This is a genomic window from Caulobacter sp. FV1ye6ST (assembly GCF_058681225.1).
Genome location: NZ_CM178733.1, coordinates 1969256 through 1991174, shown reverse-complemented (window position 1 = coordinate 1991174; position 21919 = coordinate 1969256). Strand labels below are relative to the sequence as shown.

The window sequence follows — 21919 nt, the reverse complement described above, 5'->3', positions numbered from 1 at the left end:
TAACGGGATGACACACCCCCTCACATCGAGGCAAATAGGACTTATATTGGTATCGTACGACGCGAGCGATCCGCCTCCGCGTCGCTCAGATGGAGGAGCCGCGAACGCCGTGTCCCTATCCCAGCGCATAGGCTTCGCCCACGGCGCGGATTCCGCGCCGCTCTATCTCCAGCTCCAGCGCGCTCTGCGCGAGGCCATCCAGCTCAAAATGCTCGTGGCCGACGACGCCTTGCCGCCCGAACGCGAGATGGCGGAGGACTTTTCCGTGTCGCGGATCACGGTTCGCAAGGCGCTGGAAGGTCTGGTGAGCGAGGGCCTGCTGACGCGCCGCCAAGGCGCCGGCACCTTCGTCGCCGCGCGTGTGGAGAAGAACTTCTCCAAGCTGACCTGCTTTACCGAGGACATGCTCTCACGCGGCCGTAAGCCCCATAGCGAGTGGATAGACCGCAGCGAAGGTAAGGTGACGCCGGAGGAATCGCTGACCTTGGGTCTGTCGCCCGGCACGCCGGTGTACCGCTTCACCCGCATTCGCTACGCCGACGGCGCGCCGATGGCCGTGGAGTACACGACTATCGCGGCCTTCGCCCTGCCCTCCGCCAACGCCGTCGTCGACTCGCTGTACGCTGCCATGGCCGCAAGCGGCCACCGCCCAGCCCGGGCCTTGCAACGCCTGCGCGGCATTCTGATCACGCGCGAACACGCGCCGCTGCTCGGCGTAAAGCCCAAGGACGCGGGCCTGCTCGTCGAGCGCCGCGGCTTCCTGAAGGATGGCCGAGCGGTGGAAGTCTCCCATTCCTACTACCGCGGCGATGCGTACGATTTCGTCGCCGAACTCAATGATCAGTCCTGAGGAGCCATAGCTTGGAGGCGACCGTCTTGACCTGTCCCGAGACCCCCGCGCACGGGCGGTTGTCGCCTGAAGCCACGCGCATGTTCCTGGAAGCGGGCGAGGCCTCGGCGGTCGTGGCCGCGCAGCTGGCGGCCAATGCTGGCGCGATCGAGGCCTTGGCCGAGCGCCTGCGGGCCAATCCGCCGCGCGTGGTGGTCACCTGCGCGCGCGGCAGCAGCGATCACGCCGCCACCTTCGCCCGCTACCTGATCGAGACCAAGGCCGGGGTCCTGACCTCGTCGGCGGGCCTGTCGGTCAGCTCGGTCTATGACGCCTCGCCCAACCTCGACGGCGCGCTGGTCTTGGCCATCTCGCAGTCGGGCAAGAGCCCCGACCTGCTGGCTTCGGTGAAGGCGGCCAAGGCCGCCGGCGCCTATGCGGTGGCCCTGGTCAATGTCGTCGACTCGCCGCTGGCCCAGCTGGCCGACGCGGTGATCCCGCTGCACGCCGGTCCCGAGCTGTCGGTGGCCGCCACCAAGTCCTACATCGCCGCCCTCGCGGCCATCACCCAGCTGATCGCCGCCTGGACGCGGGACGACGAGCTGACCCAGGCGCTGTCGACCCTGCCCGACGCCCTCGCCGAGGCCTGGACCCTGGACTGGACCCCGGCCGTCGAGCGCCTGACGCCGGCCCGCAATCTCTACGTCCTGGGCCGCGGCGTCGGGTTCGCGGTCGCCCTGGAGGCGGCCCTGAAGTTCAAGGAGACCTGCGGCCTGCACGCCGAGGCCTTCAGCGCCGCCGAGGTGCTGCATGGACCCATGGCCCTGGTCAAGGACGGCTTCCCGGTCCTGGTCTTCGCCCAGAACGACGAGAGCCGCGCCAGCGTCGACGCCATGGCCGAGGGCCTGCGAGAACGCGGCGCCACGGTCATGCTGGCCGCGCCCAACGGAACGCAAGGGGACGAGACCGGCGATGGCGTGCTGCCGACGGTGTCCAGCCACCCGGTCCTCGAGCCGATCCTGATGATCCAGAGCTTCTACCGCATGGCCAACGCCCTGTCGGTAGCGCGCGGCTACGATCCCGACAGCCCGCCCCACCTCAACAAGGTCACCGAAACCCTCTGATGCTGGCCTCGCTTGTAAATGGCCGCGTCCTGACGGAAGCCGGCGTCGTCGACGGCAAGGCCGTCCTGGTCGAGAACGGCGTGATCGCGGAGATCGTCGAGGCGGACGCGGTTCCGGCGGGCGCTGAACGGCGGGACCTCTCCGGCGGCCTGCTGGTCCCGGGCTATATCGACACCCAGGTCAATGGCGGCGGCGGGGTGCTGTTCAACGACTCGCCCACGCCCGAGGCCATCGCCGCGATCGGCGCGGCGCACCGCGCCTATGGCACGACGGGGTTCCTGCCGACCCTGATCAGCGACGACCTGTCGGTGGTCGACCGGGCCATGCGGGCGACCGAGCAGGCCATCGAACAGGGCGTTCCCGGCGTGCTGGGGATCCACATCGAGGGCCCGTTCCTCAATCCCAAGCGCAAGGGCATCCATGACGAGGGCAAGTTCCGCGTCATCGACGACGAGGCCCTGGCGCTGCTGACCTCGCTGAAGGTCGGCGAGACCCTGGTCACCCTGGCGCCGGAGCGCACGACGCCGGAGATGATCCAGCGCCTGGCCGACGCCGGCGTGCGCGTCGCCGCCGGCCACACCAACGCGCTCTACAAGACCCTGCGCCAGGCGCTGGACCACGGCCTGACCGGCTTCACCCACCTGTTCAACGCCATGTCGCCGCTGACCAGCCGCGAGCCGGGCGCGGTGGGCGCGGCGCTGGAGAGCCAAACGGCCTGGGCCGGCATCATCGTCGACGGTCGCCACGTCGATCCGGCGACCTTGAGGATCGCCCTGCGCACCCGGCCGCTGGACCGCTTCATGCTGGTGACCGACGCCATGCCGACCGTGGGCATGGCCGACAAGCGCTTCACCCTGCAAGGCCGCGAGATCGTCGTGCGCGACGGCGTCTGCGTCGACGACCACGGCACCCTGGCCGGCTCGGACCTCGACATGGCCGGCGCGGTGCGCAACGCCGTGGCCATGCTGGGCGTCAGCCTGGAAGACGCGGTGACCATGGCCTCGGCCGCCCCCGCCGCCTTCCTGGGCCTGGCCGCCCAGCGCGGCAAGATCGCACGAGGCTACGCGGCGGACTTCTGCCTGCTGGATGAGCGGCTGAACGTCACGGCCACCTGGATCGATGGAGAAGAAAATCATGCTCAGGCAGAACCTCGTCTCCAGGCATAAGCCTCTTCTCGGCCTGATCGGCGCTTTGGTTTTGGGCGCGGGCTCCGTCCAGGCCCAGCCAAGACCCGACCTTTTGGCCAAGGTGGATCCGTTCGTAGGCGTCGACGGCGGCGGCGTGACGGGCGGCAACACCGTGCCGGGCGCCGGCGTTCCCTTCGGCTTCGTTTCGCTGAGCCCCGACACGACCAACGCCGACACCAACGGTTACGATTCCAAGAGCCCGATCATGGGCTTCAGCTACACCCATGTCAGCGGCACGGGCGGGTCGGGCAAGTACGGCAACTTCCGCGTCACTCCGACGGTCGGTCCGCTTGCGGTCAACCACCTGCACTTCGGCAAGACGGATGAACGCGCCTCGCCGGGCTACTACGCCGTGGGCCTGGGCAATAGCGACGCCGAGCGGATCCAGGTCGAACTCACCGCCTCGCGCCGCGTCGGCTTCCAGCGGCTGACCTATCCCGCCCAGTCCGAGAGCCAGTTGATCTTCGATGTCAGCTCCGTGGTCGCCATGCGCGGGCGGGGCCAGCGCGTTCGCCTGGCCAAGGTCGAGCTGATCGACGACCACACCTTGTCTGGAGAGGTCACGGTCGAGGGCGGTTGGAACCCTGCTCCCTACACGCTCTACTTCCATGCTGTCGTCGACCGCCCGGCCAAGGCCTTCGGCGTCTGGACGGCCGGTCAGGGCTGGTTCGAGGCCAAGCCGGGCGTTGGCCGCTCCGAAGGCGGGGTCCAGATCAAGAGCCCGGCGAACCGCCAGGGCCTGATGATCGAATACGACACTGAACGCGAGTTCTCCAATCGCCTCGGCGCCTACCTGACCTTCGACACCACCACCGCCCGCCAGGTGCGGATGAAGCTGGCGGTGTCGTTCATCAGCGCGGAGAAGGCCCGCGCCAACCTGGCCGAGGAGATGCCCGGCTGGGATTTCGACGCCTATCGTCGCGCCGCCGAGACCCAGTGGAGCGACGCCCTGGCCAAGATTCAGGTCGAAGGCGGCGCCGACGAGCAGCAGAAGATTTTCTATTCGGCGCTCTACCGCACCCACACCATGCCGCATGACCTGAGCGGCGAGAACGCCTGGTGGGCGTCGGACGAGCCGCACTATGAGGACTTCTACACCCTGTGGGACACGTTCCGGACAGTGCACCCGCTGCTGACCATCATCCAGCCGCGGCGACAGCGGGACATGCTGCGGTCGTTGATCGACACCTACAAGCACACCGGCTGGATGCCCGACGCGCGTATCGCCGGCGCCAACGGCATGACCCAGGGCGGCTCCAACGGCGACATCCTCGTCGCCGACGCCGTGGTCAAGGGTCTGGGCGGCTTCGACCACGCCCTGGCGTACGAAGCCATCCGCAAGAACGGCGAGGTCGATTCCGATCAGCCGTTCCTGCAAGGCCGCGTGCTGAACGACTATCTGAAGCTGGGCTATGTCCCGTTCACCCAGACCCGGTCGGCCTCACGGACGCTGGAATACGCCTATGACGACTACGCGATCGGCGTGGTGGCCAAGGCCCTGGGCAAGACCGAAGACGCCCGTCGCTATCTGGCGCGCGCGAGCAATTGGAAAAACATCTGGGACGATCAACTCGGCTGCGTCCGTCCGCGCTATCCCGACGGCGACTGGGTCGAGAACTACAGCTGCACCTATGAATATCCCGACCGTTCGGGCCCCTGGTGGGACGCCGTGTTCTACGAAGGCAACGCCTTGCAGTACTCCAGCTACGTTCCCCAGGACGTGGCCGGCCTGATCGCCAAGACGGGCGGGCGTGAAGGCTTCATCGCCTGGCTCGACCGGCTCTTCGACGGCCACTATTCGCAAGGCAATGAGCCGGACATCCTGGCGCCCTATCTCTACATCCATGCCGGTCGTCCCGACCGCACGGCCGAGACGGTCCGTGGTCTGATGGAGAAGCACTATCGGCTCAGCCGGACCGGCCTGCCCGGCAATGACGACGCCGGGGCGATGTCCAGCTGGTACGTCTGGAACGCCATTGGGCTGTATCCAAACGCCGGCCAACCCTACTACTACATCGTCCCGCCGGTGTTCACGCGAGGCGTCATCGCCCTGGAAGCCGGCAAGAGCTTTACGGTCCAAGCGCCCGGGGCTTCGAAAACCAACCTCTACATCGTCGCGGCGCGGCTGAACGGCAAACCGCTGAACCGGGCCTGGATCACCCACCAGGAACTTGTCCAAGGGGGCGTGCTGGACCTGACCATGGGCCCGGCGCCCGCCGGCTGGGCTTCCGACAGCCCACCGCCGAACGGGATTTGAAGTCGCCCCAGGAGGAGCGATGTCCATCGACGGCGTCGGCTTGTGCGCTCGCGAGCAACGCGTTGCGCTGGGCCCTCGCTGTCCTCGCTCCCGCGACAAGGAGGCCGATGACGATCGCCGTCCTTTGGTCTTGTCCCTCGCCGCGATCGCCACCGACGCCCTGGCTGCCGGCGCCGCCCGCCAGAGCGGATCCGAAGGCGAATCTCCGGCCGGCGCCGCGACCCGGCCTGGCGAAACCTGTTCTCGCGTCGAGTCGGCGCCCGCGCGACAGGCGAAACGCGCCAACACATTCGGCATCGGTGGCCGATCCCACGCCAGTAAGTAACAGCTTCTTTATCCAACACCCAGCGCGGCCGCGTCGCGGCTATCTGTCTAACGACGAAGAACAAGGTCCGTCGTCCTGGCGCGTCTGGCTTCGGGGACATCGCGCGCATCCCGCGCGAATTGCCCTCCTATTTGGCGTAACGGCGCCCTCCTCGGAGGCACGGCGAAGGATCGGGAATACCTATGAGCGGCAAGGCCTCGCAAGGCGCGACAGGAACGACGGCCGCGCTGGACCGTCACTTCGGGATCAGCGCGCGGGGGTCCAGCGTTCGGACCGAGATCCTGGCCGGGGCCACGACCTTTGTCGCCATGGCCTATATCGTCATGGTCAACCCGGCGATCCTGTCCGATGCGGGCCTTCCGGTCGCCGCCGTGGCCGTGGCGACGTGCATCGCGGCCGGCTTCGCCACCCTGGCCATGGGCCTGGTCGCCAACGTGCCCCTCGCCCTGGCGCCTGGCATGGGCTTGAACGCCTACTTCACATATACCGTCGTGCTGCAGATGGGCGTGCCCTGGCAGGTAGGCCTGGGGTGCGTGTTCCTGTCGGGCGTGATCTTCCTGCTGCTGACGGCGGCCGGTATCCGGCAGATGATCATCGCGGCCATTCCCGTACACCTGTTCGCCTCCGTCGCCGGGGGCATCGGCCTGTTCATCGCCTTCATCGGTCTGAAGAACGCCGGCATCGTCGTCAGCAATCCGGCGACCTTCGTGGCCCTTGGCGACCTGCGTCAGCCAGGTCCCGCCCTGGCGCTTCTGGGGCTGGTGTTGATCGCCGGCCTCAGCGCCTGGCGGGTAAAGGGCGCTCTGCTGCTCGGCATTGTCGTCACGACCATCATTGCCTGGCTATTCGGCCAGGTCACGTTCACGCCCGAGCCCTACAGCCTGACCGCATTGACGCAGACGGCGTTCAAGCTGGATATCGCCGGTGCCCTGGGTTTCGGCGGGCACGGTCTGGGCCTGCTTGAGATCATCTTCGTCTTCCTGTTCGTCGATATCTTCGACAACATCGGCACCCTGGTGGCGGTGACCAAGCGCGCCGGCCTTGTCGACGCGGCGGGCAAGATCCCCGGCCTGAACCGCATCCTGACCACCGACTCGGTGGCCACCATGGTCGGCGCCGTGGTCGGCACCAGCACCGTCACCAGCTATGTCGAGAGCGCGGCCGGCGTGCAGGCCGGCGGTCGCACGGGCCTGGCCTCGGTGGTGACCGGCATCCTGTTCCTGCTGGCGATATTTGTGGCGCCCTATGCCCAACTGGTCCCCGCGGCGGCGACCGCCCCGGCCCTGATCATCGTCGGCGGGCTGATGATGGCGCCGCTGGCCGAGGTCGACTGGGACGACGCCTACACCGCCGTGCCGGCCTTCCTGACGCTGATCATCATTCCCCTCACCTTCTCGATCGCCAACGGCCTGGCGTTCGGAGTCACGGTGTTCGCGGCGCTGAAGATCGTGCGCGGCAAGGCCCGACGCGGCGACTGGCTGCTGTTCGTGCTCGCGGGCCTGTTCGTGGCCCGCTTCGTCTGGATGACAGCGGGCTGAAACGGGACAGGCTCTACGGAGCGAGTTTCGGCACGATGGCCTTCATCTGGCTCTCGAAGGTGTCGAAGGCCCGCTCAAGACGCCACTGATCGCGCGCCTTGGGGCTGGCCTTCAGCACCGCCGCGCAGGGTCCGGACGGCGTCGCGCCGCTGGCGTCGGCGCAGGGACCATCCCACAGGCTCGCGCCTTGCAGGAAAGAGTAGGTCAGGCTGTCGCGCGACATCTGCTTCAGCTGACCATAGCGCACGCCCTGTTCCAGGACCGCGCGCATGTATTCGTGAGTCAAATCGCTTCGCGAGACGCCCAGGTCGTCGGTCGACAGGGTCACGGGCACACCGGCGGCCAGATACAACGGCAGCGGATGGTCCTTGCCTTTCACGCCCAGGATGACGTCGTTGCTGGTCAGGTTGATCTCGACGGCGATCTTGTCCCGGGCCATGCGCGCCAGCAGCTTTTCGGCGTCGTCCTCGTAGGCGATGTCGACCCCGTGGCCGATGCGCCGGGCCCCGGCGACCTCGACCGCCTCGGCGATATGGAAGCGCAGGTCGCGCGGCGGCGTCAGGCCCATGGCCAGCTCGCCGGCGTGGAGGGTCAGGGGCACATCTGGATACAGCGTCCGGAAGAAGGCGAAGAGACGCATGTGAAGACGGTAGTCCCGCAGCGACACCGGACCGTCCTCGGGCTCCAGGATGTTGATCCCGACATAACGCGGATCGGCTTTCACCAGGGCGAAGGCGGCGGCCATCTGGCCGAACACCACCTCCGGCGGGCGTTGGCGGGAGATCGACAGCAGATAGCGCAGCGTCACATCGCAGGCCGGCTCGGGCTTCGCGGTCCCACAGCGATTGAGGGCGGCGATGGCCTTGTCATTGGCGTCAGCTTCCGAGACCGCCGCCGGCGTAGCCTTGGCGATGGCCGGTTTCAGCTGGTCGAGACGGGCTTGCAGGATCCTGGTGTCCAGGCGCTGGGGCGGCGAGCCGTCGGTCGTCTGGACCCACGGATCGGCCCAACGGATGGCGGCCGAAGCCTGGACGACCGCGCGCGAGGCGCTCGATCCGGCCATCAACTCCAGATACAGGGTGTTGTCGAGCGCGGCCTGGCGCAAAGCCTCGGCCTGGATCCGCACGCCACGGTCCTCGCCGCCGCCCCGTCCCGAACGGCCAAAGGTGCGGAAGAAACGACGGTGGCCAGAGATTTCCGGATCGCCTACCCCCTGCTCGAAGCGGCGGGTGGAGAGCGCATCGACGATGTCGCTATAGAGGTCGGGGTCACGCTCGGGCAGGCCCTTCAGCGCAACCCGATCGGCGTTGGCCTCACCGCCGCAAGGGCCCGATACCAGGGACTGTGTCGACCTGGAGAAACAGCCATCGGCGGCCGCGGCCCAAGCGATGAAGTCCTCGGCATAAGTGCCGCCGCCCGCGTGGTTGTGCAGGTCCGCGCCCTTGGGCAACTTGGTCAACAGAACACGCAGCAACGGCGGCGAGGTCGCCGCCTTGGCGAACAAGGCGTCCAACTCGGTGTCCGCGGGCGTCCCGGCGATCACCGGACAGGCGGACGCCAGGCAGCTGGCGGCGAACAGGGCCGCGAGGGCCTTCATGGATGCGGACATCGTGCGCTGCCCCCCTAATATGGAATCGGCCCCGGCGCGAACGCCGGGGCCGAAGCTTAAGCGGTAAAAACTAGAACTCGAAGCGGGCCCCCAGGCGGACCCGCCAGACGCCCAGCTGGGCGTTCGGCTGCAGGGTCGGCTTGGTGAAGGCGGTGTAGGAATACTGATTGCAGCTGGAGCCGGCCTGCTGGGCGCAGGCGACGTTCACCACCGAGGTCAGCGGGTTGTAGGTCCGGTAGGAGCCCCAGTCGCTGTTGATCAGGTTCAGCAGGTTCTCGACGTCGCCGAACAGCTTGAACCGAGCCGAACCAAGGAACGGCGCGGGCACCTCCTGTTCGACGTGCAGGTCGACCTTGAAGTAGTCAGGGGACTTTTCGGTGTTCTTGCCGATCACGCCCTGGCTCAGATCGTTGGCCCGTACGAAGTCGCGGAACGCCTCGTAGACCGCGGTCGAGGCATAGCTGACCTTGGAGTCGGCGGTGATGCTCGACACATCCGGCACATAGAGCAGATAGCGGTTGGTGCCGCCGGTCGTGCCGAACAGGGCCGAGCGGCTGTTGGACGAGGTGGTGTTCATCGTCAGGCTGTAGGGCGAGCCCGAACGCAGTTCCCCGAACAGGTTGAAGCTGGTCTTGTAGTCGCCGAAGAAGGCGTGGGCGTAGTCGATGTTGAACTTCCAGTTGTCCCGCACCTCGTAGCTGGACCGGCCATACGCCGGCTGGTTCGGATCGACCATCGGCTGGCCGCCATAGGTGCCGCTAGCCGTCGAACCGCCCGAGGCGTAGCTGCCCATGTCCGACAGCGACTTCACGTCCGAGTAGGTATAGCTGACGCCGGTATCCAGGCCGAAGTCGAAGGACTTGCTGGCCCGGGCGACGGCGATGATCGACTTGCCTTTGTCGGTGCTCAGCATGGCCAGATCGCTGTTGGCCGTATTGGTATAGGTGTCGGCATAGATCGCGCGACCGTCGGGCGCCGTCCCGACCTTCGTCAGCCGCAGGTCGGTATAGTAGGCTGCGGAGTCCGCGCGCCCATAGAACAGGTCCGCGCCGAAACGCCAGCCGTCGCCCAGTCGCTCGCCCAGATCGGCCACGTAGTCGACCGACAGGTTGGTCTTCCACTGCGCCGGCAGCTTGAAGCTCGGCAGGATGAACGAGGTCGGCGAGGCCCCGAGGGCGGAGATGTTGGTCTGCAGATAGCTCGACACCAGGGGGTCGATCTTGTTGCCCTGGACATTGTTCAGAGCCGCCGCGCAGATCGCCGCGGCGTTGGCCACCGTAGCCGGGATCGTGCAGCCCGTGCCACCGACGGCGCGGCCGATCGTGACCGTGTTGGTGAACACCCCGGCGTTCGAGAAGCTGTTGCCGACGAAGACGTCCGGCGCGCCGCCGTTGAACAGGCCCACGCCCGTGCGGACCGTCAGGCGATCGGTCGGCCGCCAGGTCACACCGACGCGCGGCTGGACGACCAGGTTGCCGTCGATATTGGCGTTGTTGGCGAAGCCGTAGCGATTGACGAACGACGTCTTCAGCGGCGCCTGGTCGCTCATCTTGTAGCCGTCGAAACGGACGCCGGCGGTGACGTTCAGCTCCGGCGTGATGTCCCAGCTGTCCTGGGCGCCGAAGGTCAGCTGATCATAGTCGAAGCTGGCGCTGGCGTCCGACAGCTTGCCCGTGATCGAGTACTGGTACAGAAGCTGGCCAGCCTGGCGCGCCTGGAAGTCCGCCAAGGAGTCGAAATAGTAGGTGCCCAGAGAGTTGGCCACGAAGGTGTTGCTGATCTTCAGCCGGCTGTAGGACGCATGCAGCTTGAAGGCGTGGTCGCCGAGGTTGTAGCGGGCGACGAATTCGGCGCCGTACTGCTTCTGCCCGACGACGTCGGCCTGGCTGAAGGCTTCCGTGCCGAACACCAATCGCGGCGTCCCCGTCTGGGTGCACTGGTTCAGCGAACCGACCGCGACTGGGTCCAGGCAGACGGTGATGTCGCTGTAGCCCGGCGAGCCGAACGAGATCGGGACCTTCATCGAGTCGCGATAATTGACCCGCAGCTCGGTGCTGAAGGCGTTGGTCCACCGGGAGTTCAGCTGAAGGACGTGGGTCTCGACCTTCTCCGGTTCATGGGTGGCGTAGGACCCCAGGCCCAGGCCCGGCGACGTGATCGACGAGCTGCCGCCGCTGAGCGCGATCGTCTCACCCTTGTTCTGGATGGTCGAATACGACAGGCGCTGGTTGTCGCTGATGTTCCAGTCGAGCTTCAGCGTCCATTTCTTGTCCTTTTCCGGACGGCTGGTGAGCACGCCGAGCGTGTCGTAGCCATAGACCGACTTGGCGATCGAGCTGACCTGATCGATCTGGCCCTGAGTCAGGTTCGGCACGGCGTTGCCCGAGCCCGGCGGGCCGAAGACAGACGGGACGGTCTCATCAAGCTTCTCGTAGGCGAACGCGAAGAACAGCTTGTCCTTGATGATCGGCCCCGAGATGAAGGCGTTGCGCGTCTTGGAGGTCATCTCCTGCGAGAAGGTGCTGCCCTTGGACTTCGTGCCCATCAGGCTGTCGTCCGAATAGGTGTAGCCAGCGGCGCCGGTGAACTTGTTGCCCCCCGAGCGCAGAACGACGTTGATCGAGCCGCCCTGGAAATCCCCTTCGGAGATGTCATAGGGCGCGATCTTGACCGACAGTTGCTCGATCGCGTCCAAGGGGATGGGGCCGCGGGCGCTGGGCAGGCCGCCCTGGTTCAGGCCGAAGTTGTCCGAGAAGCGCACGCCGTCGACCGAGAAGCGGTTGGTCCGGCCGTTCTGACCCGCGATCGAGACGCCGCGGGTGCTGGGATTGAACGAAGCGAACGGATCGCGACGGGCGATGTCGCGGATATCGCGGGACACCGAGGCCACGCTGGCGATGCTTTCGCGGTCGAACACCGTGACCAGCGGGCCGCTCTTTTCGCCCCGCGTGGCGGTCACCACCAGGGCGTCGACCTGCGTGTCGCCCACGGTGACCGGCAGGACATAAGGCTGACCGACGCTCAGGAAGAGATTCTGCGAGGTGACCGGCGCGAAGCCCGGCGCGGTCACCGTCACGGTGTAGGGGCCGCCTGGACGCAGGCCGGTCAGGTTGAAGGCGCCGACGCTGTTGGTGGTGGCGTTCGCGGTCGTGCCCGAGGGCTCGTGCACGGCGCTGACGCTGGCGTTGACGGCGGCCGCGCCGCCGGCGGTTACCGAGCCGCGGATCGAGGAGGTCGTCTCCTGGGCGACGACCGCCGTTCCGGTGGCCGCCAAGGCGAGCGCGATGGCGCTCGCGGCATAGAGATGTCGCATTTGGGTCCCCTTGAGGTGGTGCGCCGCGGTCCCCCCGAGCCACACCGAACTGAAGCCGTTAAGCCCGCCGCGCCGCCGGCCGCACCTCCGCGCCGAAGCGCTTGGTGTGCCGTACGGCGGAGCCCGCGGTGTTTCCTCCAACGGTCGGGACACTTGGCGCGTCCTCGCGGTCGGACCGACCGTGAGGGCCGATCCGCCGTTTCAGGTCGTTACTTCCCGTCGCCGGGAATCTTGTCGCGATAGACCGCCCAGTTGCCCGAGAGCTCGTCGACGACCTTGCCGGCCACCACGAGAGCGGCGTAGGCGGCGGCGTCGCCGACCCCGGCATAGGGGCGGTTCATGCTGTCGACCGGGCTCTCGCCCGGAGCCTGCTGCGAATAATTACTGGCGGTCCGCAGGACCACCAGCCGATCGTAGTCGGCCTTGCCGACCACTGTGAGCCGCCGCAGCGCGTTGGCGACGCCGGTGTCCTCCATGGCGGTCATCACGAATCGGCTCTTGCCGCCACTGAAGTCCGTGGCGAGTTTGGCGTAGCGCTTGGTCAGCATTTCGCCGTGCCAGTAGGCTTGGCCGGAGATTTCGTCGCCGGTCAGCACGAAGGGCGGCTTGGAGCCGTTCGGATAGCTGGAGAAACGCGCCCGGGCCGTCTTCAGCGCTTCGGTGTCCGGGAGCTGAATGCCCTTCGTCAGCCCATAGGCCCAGTCGCGCAGGCCGACGTTGAGCGGATAGTAGACGCTGCTAGGGCGGTCGGCGCGCGGCGGCTCGAACGGCGGATAGCCGCCCGTCCATTCCGGCGGCGCCTCCCGCGGATCGACCCACTTGCCGAAATCGACGTCTATGACGTTGCCGATCCACGCCGCCGACCCGGGCGAGGCCTCGTTCGGATTGACCCCTGCGATGGCGGCGATCACCCAGTAGGCCTTGGAGAGGTCAAAGCGCGGATCGGTCGCCAGGGCGAAGGTGGTGATGGCCGCATGGTTGGTGCCCACGCCGGTGCGCAAGATCAGGACGCCCGTCGCCGGATCGTAGCCCAGCGGCGCGACGCCGTTCGGGAAGTCCAGCGTCTGGGGAACCTTGGCCATCCACGCCTTGTCTTCCAACGCATAGGCCGTGACGACGACGACTCGGATCGGGATGGGGGCGGCAGCCGCGGACGCGGCGGGCGGCGAAACCGGCGCCTGCGCCAGGGCCGACGTCGCCGTCACCCCCGCGAAGGCCGCAGCCAAAAGGGATCGGCGTGTCCAGGCGGACAAGTTCAACATGATCGCAAATTCCCCCAACTCGGCCCTTTAACGCTACGCGAAGACCCCGGCGCCGCGGCGGATCGCCGGGGACGCTGAAACCCTTGTTCGGGTCGGATGCAATGGCGTGCGGCGCGCACCGGTCAAGCGAGCGCGGGAGTGGAAATAATTTCTTACTTCATTGTGACGCCGGACCGGGCAACCTCCCGCCCGCCCTGCCGCATAGGGCAGCGACAGGAGCCCGCTCGCCGCCCGCCGCGCCACCCGGTCCCTTAGGCCTCGCCATCGCGCTTCCGACGCGGCAAGCTTCGGATCTTTTCGAGACTGGGCGTTATGCAAGGTCGAGGTTTTCCGCGAGCGCTTCTACCCGCTCTGCTCCTGCTCTCGGCGGCCGCGCCGCCGCCACCCGCCTTCGATGTCGTCGCGCTGGGCGTCAACGGCGGCGTGGAAGAGCCGACGAGCGCCTACCATATCGTCGCTCACGGGACCCGTTCGGGCGTGATGTGCGACGCGGGCACGCTGGCATCGGGCCTCGATCGGGCCGTGCGCAAGGGTCGCTACCCGGGGGCGGGCTCGCGCGGTGAGGTGATGAGCTCCATCGGCGCGTACCTGATCACGCACGCCCACCTCGACCACGTCGCCGGTCTTGTGCTGGCGTCCCCAGACGACACCAAGAAGGACATCATGGGCCTGCCGCAAGTGAACCAGGCGCTCGCGGATCACTATTTCAACTGGGTCGCATGGCCCAACATGGGCGACCGTGGTCCCCCACCGCATATCGGCAAATATCACTACAAGGACCTTGAACCGGGTGGGGCTCCCACACCGATCGCTGGAACGGGCATGACCGTCACGGCCTACCCGCTGTCGCACGGAGGAGTGACCTCGACCGCGTTCCTGCTCAGGAGCGGACCCGACGCCTTCCTCTGCCTGGGCGACACGGGTCCCGACGAGGTCGAACACGCGACGAACCTGGAAGATCTTTGGCGCGCCGTCGCCCCGTTGGTGCGCCAGGGGCGGCTGCGAGGCATGTTGATCGAGGTCTCGTACCCCGACCCGGTCCCAACCGCCCGGCTCTACGGGCATCTGACCCCGACGTGGCTGAACGTCGAGCTTGAGACGCTGCGCGGCATGACGCGGGACGACGCTCGCATGCGGGCGTTGCCCATACTCGTCACGCACATAAAGCCTTCGGGACCGCCGCGTTCGAGCCTTAGATCGATAGAGCGACAACTCGGAAAGATCGGCTTCTTCAACTTCATCATCGCGGAGGAAGGACGCAAATACGCTCTTTAGCGCGCCGGACGCTTCGCCCTTCGGGTCGATCATCGGCCTGAGGCTCTCGCCCCGCATCGTGAAAAAGGCCCGGCGCAAGCCGGGCCAGTTGATTGGATCTCTCAAGACCCGCGAAGGCGTGAAGCGCTCGCGGGCCTCCTTCTGAGAGCTCTTCGAACTTACCTGGAAGAGAATAAGACGAGACCAAACCGCTGGGGTTGCCGTTCAGTCATATTGTGCGAACGCCAGGCACGGGCTGAGTGAGCGATTGGCAGTCGAGCGTCACACGTCAGGGCAGGATCGGACGGTATGACGTGCTCGACCCCGATCTGGCCGGAGCCGAGCTCATCACCGCCAAGGCCAAGGATTTTAGGCCGCGTAGCCCCTCTCGCGGGCGCTGACTATCAGCGCTTCGCGCCAAGCCTGAATTTGACAGCCTTGGCGAACGCCCTTGCACTGGCCGCCTCAACGGCTGGAAGCCATATCGTAAGCTTACGACGATCCTGTCTGGATCGCCATTGGAGGTGTTTTGGATCCCGTTGTCACGATCCTGGTCCTGTTGCTGGCCGTTATCATCAGCGGTTCGCTGGCGCGGTTCAGCCGCCTCCCCCTTCCGCTCGTTCAGATCGCTCTTGGCGCGCTCATCGCCGCGTCGGTCGTCCCGACCGTCGAGTTGAAGCCCGACCTGTTCTTCCTGCTCTTCCTGCCACCGCTGCTGTTTCTGGACGGCTGGCGGATCCCCAAGGAGGATCTGCTGCGGGACAAGGCCATCGTGCTGGAGCTGGCTCTGGGCCTCGTGGTCCTGACCGTCGTCGGCGTGGGTTGGCTGATCCACCTGATGATCCCGGCCATGCCCTTGCCAGTGGCGTTCGCCTTGGCGGCGATCATTTCACCGACGGATCCCATCGCCGTGTCCGCCATCGCCGCCCGCGCGCCCATACCCAAGCGGATGATGCACATCCTGGAGGGAGAATCCCTGCTCAACGACGCCTCGGGCCTCGTCTGCATGCGCTTCGCCGTCGCCGCCATGCTAACCGGCGCCTTCTCGCTGCAAGAAGCCTTCGTCACCTTCCTTTGGGTCGCGCTTGGGGGCTTGGCGATCGGGGTGTGCGTCACCTGGTCGATCACCCGAGCCAAGCAATGGCTGACGCGCCGTTTGGGCGAGGACACCAGCGCCCAGATCCTGGTCAGCCTGCTGATCCCGTTCGGGGCCTACCTGTTCGCCGAACACTTCCACTGTTCGGGCATCTTGGCCGCGGTCGCCGCCGGGGTGACCATGAGCTTCACCGAACAGTCCGGCGAGAGCCTCGCCGTGACGCGGGTCCGGCGCGCCGCCGTCTGGGACACCGTGCAATTCACCGCCAACGGGATCATCTTCGTGCTGCTTGGCGAGCAAATGCCGGGCATTCTCCAGAAGGCGGCGGAGACGGTTCAGCTGACGGGCCATCGCGAAACCTGGTGGCTGGCCGTCTATGTTCTCGCGATCAGCATGGCGCTGGGCGCGATGCGCTTCGCCTGGGTCTGGACCTCATTGCGCTGGACGCTGTTTCGCGCGCACCGGCGCGGCGAACGTCCGCCCAAGATCGGCTGGCGCTTGGTTCTGGGCATGTCCTTCGCCGGCGTGCGCGGCGCCATCACCCTGGCGGGCGTCCTGACCCTGCCCCTGACCCTGGCCGACGGAACCGCCTTCCCCGCGCGCGACCTGGCGATCTTCCTGGCCGCGGGCGTGATTGTCGTCTCGTTGCTGGTGGCCAGTGTCGGGTTGCCGCACGTGCTCCGAAACCTCGAACTTCCGCCGGAACCGTCGCATCAGGCCGAGATCGACCAGGCCCGCGCCGTGGCGGCCCAGGCCGCGATCCAGGCGATCGAGACCGCGCAGCACGCCCTGGGCGAAGGTCGAGACGACGCCGATCTCTATACCGACGCCTCGGCGCGGATCATGGAACTCTATCGGCGGAGGATCGACGGACGCCTGCAGACGCCCGAAGCCGCCGCGATCGATCGCAAGGTCGAGCAGATCGAACGGCAACTGCGGGTCGCCGGCCTCGTCGCCGAGCGCGACGTCATCTTCCGGATGGTGCGTGAACGCGCTCTCGACGGCGAGGCGGCCCGCAAGATCGTTCGCGAAATCGACCTGCTGGAAGCGCGCTATCGCATCTGACCATGTCGTGCTGGCGCGAAGCGGTCGTTAGAGTATTTTCCGACGAAGTGGATACCGGTTCGTCGTCAGAAAACGCTTTAAAACAATAGGCTAGCACCTTTGCCCGATACAATTGGATCGGTGAAAGCCTCTAGGCCGGCGGCCCGTACGCGCGAATGAAGGTATCGGCCGCGGCCTCGGCCGCGGCTGTCAGAACGTCTTCACCGACCCCGCTCTCCGATCCCTCCAGGAGACGCTGGATCGGTCCCGCCTCGCACAGGGCATGCAGCTGGTTGACCGCCGTCCACGGGTCAGCCCGTCGCATCCTCCCCTCGTCCATCGCTCGTTCGAAATCCGCGGCCATGCGGGTCCAGCCGCGCTTGGGGCCGTTCTCGTAGAACAGCCGGCCTAGGTCCGACTTGGCGCCTTCGGCATAGACGATCCGGCGAAAGGCGATGATCTCGTCCCCCGCGATGAAGCGCGCGAAGGCCAGGGCGAAACGACGCACGGCCTCGGCCAGGTTCTCGCTGCCGAGGAAGGCGTCGAATATCGGTTCGACCTGCGTGGCCCCCTTCTCCAGCATCACGGCGACGAAAAGCTCCTCCTTAGAAGCGAAGTAGCTGTAGAGCGTCTGCTTGGATCCGCCCACGCGCGCGGAGACCTCGGCCATGCTGGCGGCGACATAGCCCCGCTCCAGGAACACCCCCTTGGCGGCCTCCAGGATGGCTCGCCGCTTCTCTTCGCTCTTCACCCGCATCGACCCGGCTCTTCCAAAATTTCTTTTCTGGACCAGGCTGTACATTTTTCCCTTGACGACGTCACGGCGAAAGATAATTAGACCGAACAGTACGGTTTGGAAACGAGAAGCCGATGCCCTCTTCGAACGCTCTTCGCGCGGCAGTCGCCAGCGCACTCCTGACCAGCGGCCTCGGCGCCTGCGCGGTCATCCCCGCGACACCGCCCGCCCAAACGCTGAACGCCCCGAGCGCCTACGCGTCGGCGACCCGTCTCGCCGCTCCCTCCGCCGACTGGCCGGGCGATCAGTGGTGGACGGCTTATGGCGACAGGCAATTGAACGGGCTGATGGACGAAGCGCTGGCCGACTCGCCCGACCTGGCGGCGGCCAAGGCCCGCCTGGCCAAGGCCCAGGCGGCCACGGCCCAGGCCCGCGCCGCGACCCTGCCCAGCGTCACGGCCAACGGGTCGTACGCCTCGGTCAAGCAAAGCTATAACAACGGCATCCCCGCCGCCTTCGTGCCCAAGGGCTACAACGACAGCGGCCGCGCCGCGCTGGACTTCGCCTGGGAGCTGGACTTCTTCGGCAAGAACCGCGCGGCGCTCGCGGCGGCGACCTCGGACGCCGCAGCCGGCATGGCCGACGCCGCCGAGGCGCGCCTCGTGCTCTCGACCAACATCGCCACCGCCTATGCCGACCTGGCCCAGCTGTTCGCCGACCGCGACGCCAGCCAGGACGCCGCGCGCATCCGCGAGCAGTCGGCGAGCCTCACCGCCGAACGGGTCGCCAACGGCCTGGAGAACCAGGGCGCTGCCGAACAGGCCAAGGCCCGCCTGGCCTCGGCCCGCGCCGACCTGGCCGCGCTGGACGAGCAGATCGGCTTGACCCGCAACCGCCTGGCCGCCCTGCTGGGCGCCGGTCCCGACCGAGGTCTGGCCATCGCCCGCCCCGCCGTTGGCGCGGTCAAGGCCTTCGGTCTGCCGGCGAATCTCAGCGCCGACCTGATCGGTCGTCGCCCTGACGTCGTCGCCGCCCGCCTTCGGGCCGAGGCCGCAAGCCAGCGGATCAAGCAGGCCAAGGCGCAATTCTATCCAGCGGTGAATCTCTCGGCCTATTTCGGCCAGCAGGCTCTAGGTCTGGACCTGCTGAACAACGCCAGTTCGCGCATCGGCTCCATCGGGCCGGCCGTGAGCCTGCCGATCTTCGAGGGCGGCGCCCTGCGCGCCAACTATCGCGGCGCCGCGGCCGACTACGACCTCGCCGTCGCCAGCTACAACGGGACCTTGGCCCAGGCGCTGCAGGACGTGGCCGACGCGGCAGTCAGCGCCCGCGCCCTGGATGTGCGTCTCTCGGAAAGCAAGGCGGCCTTGCAGGCCTCCAGCGCCGCCCACGACATCGCCGTCCAACGCTATCGCGGCGCGCTGTCGACCTATCTCGACGTCCTCACGGCCGAGGACGCGATGATCGCCAACCAGCGGGCGGTCGCCGACCTCGAAACCCGCGCCTTCACCCTGGACGTCGCGCTCGTTCGCGCCCTCGGCGGCGGCTTCCGCGCCGCCTGACCCCATCCTCTCCGGAGCCCCTGCCATGTTCGACAACGAAGCCCAAGGCCAAAACGCCAACACCATCATCGCCCCGTCCGGGCCCCAGACCGCCGACCATGCCAAGCGCAAGCAGCTATTCGCGGCCCTGGCCGGCGCGGTCGTGATCGCCGGCGTCGGCTACGGCGCCTGGTACGCCTTGGTCGGGTCGCACCACGTCGAAACCGATAACGCCTATGTCGCCGCCGACGTCGCTCAGGTCACCCCTCTCGTCGGCGGTCCGGTGCTCAGCGTCGCCGTGCGCGACACCCAGACCGTCCAGCGCGGTCAGATCCTGCTGACTCTCGACGACAGCGACGTGCGGATCGCCCTGGACTCGGCACAGGCCGATCTGGCCAAAGCCCAGCGCCGCGTGCGCGGCTATCTCGCGACCGACCAAAGCCTGACGGCCCAGATCACAGCCCGCGAAGCCGACCAGGCCCGCGCCGCCGCCAACCTGACCTCCGCCCAGGCCGACCTGGAACGCGCACGCATCGACCTGGACCGCCGCAAGGCCCTGGCCGCCAACGGCGCGGTCTCGGGCGACGAGCTGACCCGCGCCCAGAACGCCTTCGCCAACGCCCAGGCCGCCGCGACCTCGGCCAAGGCCGCCCAGGTCCAGGCCCTGGCCAACCGGGCCGCCGCCGTCGGCTCGCTGAACGCCAACAGCACCCTGACCGACGGAACCACCGTCGAGACCAACCCAGAGGTCGCCGCCGCCCGCGCCCGCGTCGAGCAGGCCAGGCTGGACCTGGACCGCACGGTCATCCGCGCCCCGATCGATGGCGTCGTGACCCGCCGCAACGTCCAGATCGGCCAACGCGTCGCGCCCGGCGCCGTCCTGATGCAGGTGGTTCCGATCCAACAAGCCTATGTCGACGCCAACTTCAAGGAAGGCCAGTTGCGCAAGGTCGCGATCGGCCAGCCCGTCGAACTGAAGGCCGACCTCTATGGCGGCTCGGTGACCTATCACGGCAAGGTCGTGGGCCTGTCGGGCGGCACCGGCTCGGCCTTCGCCCTGATCCCGGCCCAGAACGCCACCGGCAACTGGATCAAGGTCGTCCAGCGCCTGCCTGTGCGCATCGCCCTCGACCCGGCCGAGCTGAAAGCCAATCCGTTGCGCGTCGGCCTGTCGATGACCGCAACTATCGACACCCGTCGCTAAGCCCAGCTCCAAGGGACCGCCGTCATGGCCCAGGCTTCCTCCCCCGCCGCGCCGGCTCTGTCCGGTCCGGCGATGATCTTCGCCGGCCTGGTGCTGGCCGCCGCGAACTTCCTGGTGGTGTTGGACACCACCATCGCCAACGTCTCGGTATCCAATATCGCCGGCGCCCTCGGCGTATCGCCCAGTCAAGGCACCTGGGTCATCACCTCCTACGCGGTCGCCGAGGCGGTCGTGGTGCCACTGACCGGCTGGCTGTCGGCCCGGTTCGGGGCGGTGAAGGTTTTCGTCGCCGGCATGGTCGGTTTCGGCTTCTTCTCCTTCCTTTGCGGCCTGGCGCCGTCGCTGAGTCTGCTGGTGCTGTTCCGCGTCCTGCAGGGCGCTTGCGGCGGCCCGCTGATGCCGCTGTCCCAAACCCTGCTGTTGCGCGTCTTCCCCAAGAAATACGCCGCGGCCGCCACCGGCCTGTGGGCCATGACCACCCTGGTCGCACCGATCCTGGGGCCGATCCTGGGCGGCGCCCTGTGTGACAATGCGGGCTGGGCCTTCATCTTCTGGATCAACGTGCCCGTCGCCGCCATCTGCGGCTGGTTCGCCTGGAAGCTGCTGCGCCAACACGAAACCCCGCTCGCCCATGCGAAGGTCGATCTGGTCGGCCTGGGCTTGCTGGTCGTCTGGGTCGGCGCCCTGCAGATCATGGTCGACCTTGGCAAGGAACACGAGTGGTTCGCCTCGCCGCTGATCACGGGCCTCGCCGTCGTCGCCCTGCTGGGTTTCCTGGCCTTCCTGATCTGGGAGCTGACCGCCGCCGATCCGATCGTCGATCTCCGCGTCTTCCGCCACCGCGGCTATAGCGCCAGCGTCGTCACCTTGAGCGTCGCCTTCGGCGCGTTCTTCGGGATCAACGTCCTGACGCCGCTGTGGCTGCAGCAGAACATGGGGTACACCGCCACCGACGCGGGTTACGTCACGGCTCTGCTGGGCGTGACGGCCGTAATGATGGCGCCGTTCGCGGCCGGCATGTCGACCAAGGTCGATCCGCGCCGCCTGGTGTTCATCGGCCTGGTCTGGATGGGCGCGATCACCTTCATGCGCAGCCTGGCCACTTCACAGATGGGCTTCTTCGACATCGGCCACTGGCTGCTGCTGCAGGGCTTTGGCATGCCGCTGTTCTTCGTGCCGCTGACGGGCCTGGCCCTAGCCTGCGTCGACGAGAAGGAAACCGCCAGCGCCGCCGGCCTGATGAACTTCTGCCGCACCCTGTCGGGCGCGATCGCCACCTCGGTCGTCACGACCGTCTGGTCCGACAACGCCAGCCGGAACCACAGCGCCCTTGCGGGGACTCTCAACGATCCTCAGGGCGTGATGGACCAGATGGGCGCGGGCGGCATGTCGCCCGACCAGGCCCTGGGGAACATCGACCAGCTGGTCCAGGGCCAGAGCGTCATGCTGGCGACCAACCAGGTGTTCCTGGCGATGGCGATCCTGTTCGTCGCCTCGGCCTTGATCATCTGGCTGGCCCCCAAGCCGACCCGCACCGTCGACACCTCGGCGGTTCACTGACGCCTTCACTCGCCGCGCGCCTAACCGCCGGGGCGACCTC

The 21919-nt window shown here is 67.3% G+C and carries 15 protein-coding genes; 11 read left to right on the top strand and 4 right to left on the bottom strand.

Annotated elements, in window-relative coordinates:
• The first annotated feature begins 7 nt into the window (after nt 1–7).
• From ACW175_RS09960 to ACW175_RS09935, 6 genes are all read left to right on the top strand, one after another.
• Complete coding sequence (locus ACW175_RS09960) at nt 8–850, top strand: GntR family transcriptional regulator (RefSeq protein ID WP_492104327.1); 843 nt, start codon at nt 8–10, stop codon at nt 848–850.
• An 11-nt stretch (nt 851–861) separates the two neighbouring features.
• Entirely contained in the window at nt 862–1953 is a 1092-nt protein-coding gene (locus ACW175_RS09955) for an SIS domain-containing protein (protein WP_492102009.1), read from the top strand.
• Complete coding sequence (gene nagA / locus ACW175_RS09950) at nt 1953–3119, top strand: N-acetylglucosamine-6-phosphate deacetylase (protein WP_492104326.1); 1167 nt, start codon at nt 1953–1955, stop codon at nt 3117–3119. The genes ACW175_RS09955 and nagA overlap by 1 nt, the downstream gene beginning before the upstream one ends.
• Entirely contained in the window at nt 3088–5397 is a 2310-nt protein-coding gene (locus ACW175_RS09945; protein ID WP_492104325.1) for a GH92 family glycosyl hydrolase, read from the top strand. The genes nagA and ACW175_RS09945 overlap by 32 nt, the downstream gene beginning before the upstream one ends.
• A 19-nt stretch (nt 5398–5416) precedes the next feature.
• Complete coding sequence (locus ACW175_RS09940) at nt 5417–5722, top strand: hypothetical protein (RefSeq protein WP_492104324.1); 306 nt, start codon at nt 5417–5419, stop codon at nt 5720–5722.
• Nucleotides 5723–5904: 182 nt separating this feature from the next.
• Nucleotides 5905–7260 carry an NCS2 family permease gene (locus ACW175_RS09935; RefSeq protein WP_492104323.1) on the top strand — a complete coding sequence of 452 codons (1356 nt, stop codon included), beginning with the start codon at nt 5905–5907 and terminating at the stop codon, nt 7258–7260.
• Between the two features lie 13 nt (nt 7261–7273).
• Here ACW175_RS09935 and ACW175_RS09930 read toward each other — a convergent pair whose 3' ends face one another.
• From ACW175_RS09930 to ACW175_RS09920, 3 genes are all read right to left on the bottom strand, one after another.
• Nucleotides 7274–8869 (bottom strand): adenosine deaminase family protein, encoded by a 1596-nt coding sequence (locus tag ACW175_RS09930; RefSeq protein WP_492104322.1) that lies wholly within the window; start codon nt 8867–8869, stop codon nt 7274–7276.
• 70 nt (nt 8870–8939) lie between these two features.
• On the bottom strand, nt 8940–12182 hold the full coding sequence (locus tag ACW175_RS09925; RefSeq protein WP_492104321.1) for a TonB-dependent receptor: 3243 nt from the start codon (nt 12180–12182) through the stop codon (nt 8940–8942).
• A 209-nt stretch (nt 12183–12391) separates the two neighbouring features.
• Entirely contained in the window at nt 12392–13444 is a 1053-nt protein-coding gene (locus ACW175_RS09920; RefSeq protein ID WP_492104320.1) for a hypothetical protein, read from the bottom strand.
• 312 nt (nt 13445–13756) lie between these two features.
• Between ACW175_RS09920 and ACW175_RS09915 the strand changes: the two genes are divergently transcribed.
• Together ACW175_RS09915 and ACW175_RS09910 are read left to right on the top strand one after the other, a co-directional pair.
• A complete protein-coding gene (locus tag ACW175_RS09915; RefSeq protein ID WP_492104319.1) occupies nt 13757–14719 on the top strand; it encodes an MBL fold metallo-hydrolase in 963 nt (320 codons plus the stop codon).
• A 508-nt stretch (nt 14720–15227) separates the two neighbouring features.
• Nucleotides 15228–16859 (top strand): Na+/H+ antiporter, encoded by a 1632-nt coding sequence (locus tag ACW175_RS09910; protein WP_492104318.1) that lies wholly within the window; start codon nt 15228–15230, stop codon nt 16857–16859.
• Between the two features lie 130 nt (nt 16860–16989).
• On the opposite strand, the gene ACW175_RS09905 is transcribed toward ACW175_RS09910, so the two are convergent.
• Nucleotides 16990–17595, bottom strand: a complete 606-nt coding sequence (locus ACW175_RS09905) for a TetR/AcrR family transcriptional regulator (protein WP_492104317.1) — start codon at nt 17593–17595, stop codon at nt 16990–16992.
• 113 nt (nt 17596–17708) lie between these two features.
• Between ACW175_RS09905 and ACW175_RS09900 the strand changes: the two genes are divergently transcribed.
• From ACW175_RS09900 to ACW175_RS09890, 3 genes are read left to right on the top strand one after another with little or no spacing between them, the layout of a single operon-like run.
• Complete coding sequence (locus ACW175_RS09900) at nt 17709–19136, top strand: efflux transporter outer membrane subunit (RefSeq protein WP_492104316.1); 1428 nt, start codon at nt 17709–17711, stop codon at nt 19134–19136.
• A 25-nt stretch (nt 19137–19161) separates the two neighbouring features.
• On the top strand, nt 19162–20319 hold the full coding sequence (locus ACW175_RS09895) for an HlyD family secretion protein (protein WP_492104315.1): 1158 nt from the start codon (nt 19162–19164) through the stop codon (nt 20317–20319).
• Nucleotides 20320–20343: 24 nt separating this feature from the next.
• The gene (locus tag ACW175_RS09890; RefSeq protein WP_492104314.1) at nt 20344–21879 is read left to right on the top strand and encodes a DHA2 family efflux MFS transporter permease subunit; all 1536 of its coding nucleotides are present in this window, start codon (nt 20344–20346) and stop codon (nt 21877–21879) included.
• The last annotated feature ends 40 nt before the right edge of the window (nt 21880–21919 follow it).

Bases quoted from the DNA above. Each gene is read 5' to 3' on its own strand.
- ACW175_RS09960 (WP_492104327.1), top strand. From the start codon at position 8: ATGACACACCCCCTCACATCGAGGCAAATAGGACTTATATTGGTATCG.
- nagA (WP_492104326.1), top strand. From the start codon at position 1,953: ATGCTGGCCTCGCTTGTAAATGGCCGCGTCCTGACGGAAGCCGGCGTC.
- ACW175_RS09945 (WP_492104325.1), top strand. From the start codon at position 3,088: ATGCTCAGGCAGAACCTCGTCTCCAGGCATAAGCCTCTTCTCGGCCTG.
- ACW175_RS09940 (WP_492104324.1), top strand. From the start codon at position 5,417: ATGTCCATCGACGGCGTCGGCTTGTGCGCTCGCGAGCAACGCGTTGCG.
- ACW175_RS09935 (WP_492104323.1), top strand. From the start codon at position 5,905: ATGAGCGGCAAGGCCTCGCAAGGCGCGACAGGAACGACGGCCGCGCTG.
- ACW175_RS09930 (WP_492104322.1), bottom strand. From the start codon at position 8,869: ATGTCCGCATCCATGAAGGCCCTCGCGGCCCTGTTCGCCGCCAGCTGC.
- ACW175_RS09925 (WP_492104321.1), bottom strand. From the start codon at position 12,182: ATGCGACATCTCTATGCCGCGAGCGCCATCGCGCTCGCCTTGGCGGCC.
- ACW175_RS09920 (WP_492104320.1), bottom strand. From the start codon at position 13,444: ATGTTGAACTTGTCCGCCTGGACACGCCGATCCCTTTTGGCTGCGGCC.
- ACW175_RS09915 (WP_492104319.1), top strand. From the start codon at position 13,757: ATGCAAGGTCGAGGTTTTCCGCGAGCGCTTCTACCCGCTCTGCTCCTG.
- ACW175_RS09905 (WP_492104317.1), bottom strand. From the start codon at position 17,595: ATGCGGGTGAAGAGCGAAGAGAAGCGGCGAGCCATCCTGGAGGCCGCC.
- ACW175_RS09900 (WP_492104316.1), top strand. From the start codon at position 17,709: ATGCCCTCTTCGAACGCTCTTCGCGCGGCAGTCGCCAGCGCACTCCTG.
- ACW175_RS09895 (WP_492104315.1), top strand. From the start codon at position 19,162: ATGTTCGACAACGAAGCCCAAGGCCAAAACGCCAACACCATCATCGCC.
- ACW175_RS09890 (WP_492104314.1), top strand. From the start codon at position 20,344: ATGGCCCAGGCTTCCTCCCCCGCCGCGCCGGCTCTGTCCGGTCCGGCG.